Genomic DNA, 3,951 nt, shown 5'->3' on the forward strand with positions numbered 1-3,951 from the left:
ATCGATCAGCGCGAGGAGCAGCTGATGACGCTGAACGAGCGCAGCGTGCAGTACAACATTCTGCGCCGGGAATACGAGACCAGCCGCGAACTGTACGACGCGGTGCTGCAGCGCATGAAGGAAATCGGCGTGGCAGCCGGCGTGCAGAAGTCCAACATCTCGGTGATCGATGAAGCCAGGATGCCGGATGGAGCGTTCCGGCCCAGCCTCCAGAAAAACCTCGCGATCGCGTCCATGCTCGGCCTGATGATCGGGATCGCGCTCGCGCTGCTGCTCGAGTTCCTGGACAGCACCATCCGCCGCACGGAAGACATCGAGCGCCTGGTGGACCGCCCCGTGCTCGGCCTCATCCCCCTGCTGCGTCCACGCGACCAGCGCGCAACGGGCGTTCGGGGCCGGCCGGAGCGAACGCTGACCCATTACAGCGCCACCCATCCGAAATCGGCGGTCTCGGAGGCGTTCCGGTCCCTGCGCACCAGCCTGATGTTCTCGACCCCGGAGGGCATGCCCAAGGTCCTGCTCTTCACCAGTTCCTCGCAGGGCGAGGGCAAGACCACGGCGGCGGCCAACCTGGCCACGGTGCTCGCGCAGAACGGTGCGTCGGTGCTGTTGATCGATGCCGACCTGCGCCGGCCATCCGTGCACCGCGATTTCGGCATACCACGTTCACCGGGGCTGACTGACGCCATCTCTCGGGTGAGCACGGGGACCGAGCCCGAACATCCGGTCATTCACGGAAGCGGCCTGGACGGGCTGTCGCTGATGCCCGCGGGGCACGCGACCCCCAGCCCTGCCGAATTGCTCAGCTCGAACCAGCTGGCAAAGGTGCTCAGCGATTGCCGGCGGATCTTCGATCACGTGATCGTCGATGCCCCGCCGATCCTGGGCCTGGCCGACGCGGTGGTCGCATCGCGCCTGGTGGATGGCGTGGTCATGGTGGCCGGGGCCGGCAAGACCGGCAAGGAGAACTTCCGGATCTCGGTGCAGCGGCTGCGCCAGGTCCAGGCCCCGTTGCTCGGCGTAGTCCTGAATCGGGTCGACCTCGACAGCCCCGAGTACTCCTACTACTCGGCCTACTACTACAACTACGAGCCGGACAAGGGTCATCGGGAAATGGACGAGAACGAGGCAGTCCCGCACCGCAAGGCTTCCTGACCCCCCTTGGCTGGCTTCGTGCTGCGCTGGCTGCTCATTCCCCTGGCGGGTGTCGCCGCGCTATGGATCGTGTGGACGGAGCACCAGACGCTGCGCAGTCTGGACTGGTCCGAACTCGAAGCCAGCCTCTCCCGGCTCGAGGCGCGCCAGCCCTGGGGCGGCCTGAGCGGGCGCGCCCTGGCCGCAGCACCGGAGGAAACCCTGGGCCTCGAGCCCGAGGCCGCCGAGGCGGTGATCGCCTGGCAGCTACAGCGCTACCCACTGGACCCGTTCCCTTGGTTCACCCGCGCGCTGAACGCGCACCTGGCCGGGGCTTGCCCCGAACGCGTGCTGGACTACGCACAGGCGGCATTGACCGTGCAGCCCGGGCATCGGCAGCTCAACTGGCAGGCCGCGTCGCTCGCCTACGAGTTGGGCGACTACGAACGCGCCGAGCGTGCGCTGCGTGCGTTCCTGCAGGACAACCCGGCCGGTACCCGGGATGCGCTGGTGCTGGCCTTCGAATGGCTACCCGACGCCAACGCGCTGATCGAGCGCATCCTGCCCGAGGGCGAGCGGCACCTGCTCGCGGCGCTGAACGTCGCCCGCCGCTACGCCTGGCTGGACCTGGCCGTGCAGGCCTGGGAACGGCTGCCGCAACCGCGTCAGGCAGACGATCCCGGTCTGCTGGATTTCGTCGACCTCGCGCTGGCCGAGGGGGAACCCGAGTATGCGATGTACGTCTGGTGGCAGAGCTTCCCCGACTACGATCCGGGCACGGTACCCAACGGCGACTTCCAGCACGCGCTCGGAAACGGGCGCGGCCTGCACTGGCGCACCCGCGTGCCCACCGGCGCACAGGTGATGCGGGATACGGCGGAACACGTCACCGCCCCCGCCAGCCTGCGCGTCGATTTCGACGGTCGCGAAAATCTCGGGATGCGCGGCCTGTCGCTGCGAATCCCGACCCTGGCGGGGTCGCGTGCCTGGGTGCTCTCGGGGTATTGGCGGGCGGAGGGGCTCACGACGACGAGTCTGCCGTACCTGCGGGTCTCGGGCGGGGAGGGCGCATCCGCCCGGATCGAGCTTCCGGCGGCCGCTTTCGACTGGACGCCGTTCGCGATCGAGATCGAGACCTCCGGGGCGCCGGGTGTGCTGGATCTGGAGGTCCGGCGCGACCCGACGCGGCTCGATTTCGATCGCTTCCTGGCCGGCCGGCTGTGGCTGGACGCGTTGCGGCTCGAGCCGGTGGCTGCACCCGCCGACGACTGAACACTGCGCATGGACCTCGACGAAAACGACCTGCGCGATCTCGCCCTGAGCCTGCGCCTGTTTGAGGTGGAACACCTGAACCATGCAGAGCTGCGCGTGGTGCTCGCGTGGGTCAGTGGCCGCGGCGGGAAGGGGGGCGGTAACGACCTGACCCCGTTGTTGGGGGAGCCGGGCGCAGAGCCCTTCCTGCTGGACCTGGTCTACCGGCAGCTCGACGCTGTCCTCTTCGTCGAGGACGAGTTGAGCGAGTCGGCGGCGTGGCTGGGCGGCGATGCGATCCAGCGCCGTCTTCAGTACCGGCGCCTGCTCGCGGCCTTCCACCCGGATCGTTCCGCGGAACTTGCGGGCTGGCTCACCTCGAGGTTCCAGGCGATCCAGCGCTCGTACCGAAGGTTTCGCCATGCACCGCCGGAGCGGTTGGGACCGCGGCCGATGCTCGGTTCCCCCCAAACCGGGGCGGCGCGACCCTCCGGGCGGTCCCGCAGCATCCGCTTCGGCCCCGGCCTGAAGGTGCTGCTACAGAACCATCTGCGCGGGACGCGCAACCTGGAGGCGAAGCTGGTCGGCCTGGCCGTCATCGGGGCGCTTGCCACCGTGTTCCACGTCTACCTCGCGCAGGCCCCGAACCGCTGGGCCCAGGCCCAGCAAGTGGAGGCGCGGCAGCAGGAGACCCCGCCGGGCGAGGTCGCCGGGCCGGCCGGGGATACGGCTCCCGGGGCCCATGCGCTGGAGGCCGTGGCGCCGGCGCAGGTGGATGGCGACGACGTTCGCACCGTGTCGGGCCCCGATGGCTTCGAACCGGTGGTCGACGTGATCGAACGGTACCGGCACGCCTTCGAGGGGGGCGATATCGAGACCCTGATGCGTCTGCTCGCCGATCACCCCCGCGAAAACCGCCACCAGGGCCGGGACTGGTTCCGCAGCCACTATGCCCGTATCTTCGCGCGTTCCGACCTGCGCCGCCTGCAGGTGGACATCGAAACGGTCGACCGGGGACCCGAGGCCTGGATCGCCTCCGGCCAGTTCGACCTCGAGATTCACTACCCCGACGGGCGCCAGGTGTCCGCGAGCGGCCCGATTCGCTACGGGCTGATCGAGCAGAGCCAGGAGTGGTACATTGCCAGCATCGATTACTGATCATGAAGCGCCGTATCGCCGCCGCTCGCGAACGCGCGCACCGGTGGGTCCCGGCCCCTTCGCGGCGACGCTGGTGCTGGTGGCCGTTGCGCTGGCGTTGCCCCTGATGATGGGCCACCGCAACCCGCTCACACTGACCGCGACGCAACTGCTGCTGGTCTCGGGTGCGCTGCTCGCGGGCCTGCTCGCCACGCTGCCGCTGCGCGGCGCACTACCGCCACCAAACCGCGTGTGGATCGCCTTCTTCGCGGTGTTCACGGGTACCGTGCTGCTGCAGGTTCTGCCACTGCCGGGGTTGGCCCAGGCGTTCGGGCCATACCCCGACGGATTCTGGAACCATGCGGATTTCGAGCCGCGGCACTGGTCGCCGGACATCGGGGCCAGCCTGCGCGGCTGGGCGGTCTTCGT

Annotated in this window: 3 protein-coding genes and 1 pseudogene; all 4 read left to right on the forward strand. The window is 69.1% G+C overall.

From position 1 onward, the window contains the following. The coding region (locus tag EA346_RS00500; RefSeq protein WP_296754273.1) for a tyrosine-protein kinase domain-containing protein at window positions 1-1,155 on the forward strand (1,155 nt) is incomplete at its 5' end. 6 nt (window positions 1,156-1,161) lie between these two features. Next, window positions 1,162-2,406 carry a hypothetical protein gene (locus EA346_RS00505; protein ID WP_296754275.1) on the forward strand — a complete coding sequence of 415 codons (1,245 nt, stop codon included), beginning with the start codon at window positions 1,162-1,164 and terminating at the stop codon, window positions 2,404-2,406. 9 nt (window positions 2,407-2,415) lie between these two features. Then, on the forward strand, window positions 2,416-3,543 hold the full coding sequence (locus tag EA346_RS00510) for a nuclear transport factor 2 family protein (protein WP_296754276.1): 1,128 nt from the start codon (window positions 2,416-2,418) through the stop codon (window positions 3,541-3,543). A gap of 43 nt (window positions 3,544-3,586) precedes the next feature. Beyond that, window positions 3,587-3,951, forward strand: a pseudogene (locus tag EA346_RS00515) (O-antigen ligase domain-containing protein); the annotation flags it as partial.

It is taken from the genome of Thioalkalivibrio sp., from assembly GCF_007692535.1.
Taxonomy (GTDB): domain Bacteria; phylum Pseudomonadota; class Gammaproteobacteria; order Ectothiorhodospirales; family Ectothiorhodospiraceae; genus Thioalkalivibrio.